Here is a 1,469-nt window from a genome sequence, read left to right on the forward strand (position 1 = left end):
CATTAGAATTTAAAATTTATCTATTTTATGAGTCCTTTTTCTTGACGTAGTACCACCGTTATTTGGTAGACAAGTTAAAAAAGGTATATTTATTGATTTGCAAATCACGAACGATGATATTGCCAGTTTCTGTGGGGTATCCACAAGAAACAGTGTCAATCGTATCTTGCGTGGATTAAGAGAAGAAAACGTTATTACGATGGTGTATCATAAAATCTTAATTTTAGATGTAGATTATTTAAAGCGCTATGCACAGTAAAAGGAACTAATTAATGAAAGAAGGCCAGTGATCATTGACCTTCTTTTTCTATATTTTGACTAATTTAGTGCATTGTTTGAGATGTATTTGTGGGCTTGTTAATATGGGAGTGAAGGGAGATGAATGGTATGGGTAACAGATTGTTGTCTATACTAGGATTATTGATTGCGTTAGTGGGTATTGTGTTTGGTGGTAATCTTGTTTTAGTTATTATTGGATATGTGATTCTTGGCTTAGAACAGATGATCAAGGATAAGGGGGAGAGTACCGCATCTGGTATGGATGAGATTATAAAAGAATTCTTTGAGGATGTGCAATTTAATCCAAATACTCATATGCTTAATGTTAGCGATACGAATATTCTTTTACCTAAACATGATTATTGTAGCGGCAATGGATATGTACAAGGTAAATATAAAGGTTTTTCTGTAGCGTTTTGTACCATTAAACTCACAGATGAGACAGAGGTCTTGCGTGATGAGACTGGCTTGTAGGAAAAGAATGAAAATACAGTTTATACGGGTGAACGGTTGTTGTGTAAGCTTGACCAAAAGTTTAATACGTGGCTAACTATATATCCTTGTAATGCATTGGATAAACAAAGTATTAAAACTGGATATGAGACATTTGATAAGAAGTTTAATTTGACTTGTGGAGATGAAAAATTAGTTCTTGAGATATTGGATTCGAATCGACTAGAGCAAATTATTGCTTTATCAAATCATAAGTTTTCAATAAACTTGAATGAGGATGGAAGACTTTATATTGTCGCTCATAGTTTTAAGAATATGAATGATTTAAAGTGGTTTGTGGATATGATTGATGTGTTTAGTGGATAATCAATGAATTATAAAGAATTATATTTAGAAACAAAAGAGATGATTGAAGAATTTGATTTTATTGATCGAAGATTGTTACATTAACTTATTGTAAGAATGTTGATGATTTAAAATTAGTGCATGATTTTATTAGGGATAAGAAGTATAAGAATATTTATGAAATTCCTAGATATGCACTCTATTTGTATATGAAACGAAATCATCCTGAAAGAATTATTGAGGATTAAAAAAACAGAGAAATAAAATCTCAGGTTTTGATTTAATAAAAAGTTTGCCAAATTGTTTGCCAGAAATGAGAGATTTAAAAATAACTATACCTGAATTATTCATGAAAAGATAATAAAAGAAGATTAGCCTTGTTGATGGATCCA

Annotated in this window: 3 protein-coding genes; all 3 read left to right on the forward strand. The window is 30.8% G+C overall.

What is annotated here, in order from left to right:
• Positions 1-91: 91 nt before the first annotated feature.
• Positions 92-259, forward strand: a complete 168-nt coding sequence (locus KTQ83_RS11740) for a helix-turn-helix domain-containing protein (RefSeq protein ID WP_342367263.1) — start codon at positions 92-94, stop codon at positions 257-259.
• Positions 260-387: 128 nt separating this feature from the next.
• Entirely contained in the window at positions 388-753 is a 366-nt protein-coding gene (locus KTQ83_RS11745; protein WP_217256936.1) for a hypothetical protein, read from the forward strand.
• Positions 754-792: 39 nt separating this feature from the next.
• Positions 793-1,098 (forward strand): DUF3137 domain-containing protein, encoded by a 306-nt coding sequence (locus KTQ83_RS11750; RefSeq protein WP_217256937.1) that lies wholly within the window; start codon positions 793-795, stop codon positions 1,096-1,098.
• Positions 1,099-1,469: the final 371 nt, after the last annotated feature.

This window comes from Holdemanella porci, from assembly GCF_019052655.1.
GTDB classification, from domain to species: domain Bacteria; phylum Bacillota_I; class Bacilli_A; order Erysipelotrichales; family Erysipelotrichaceae; genus Holdemanella; species Holdemanella hominis.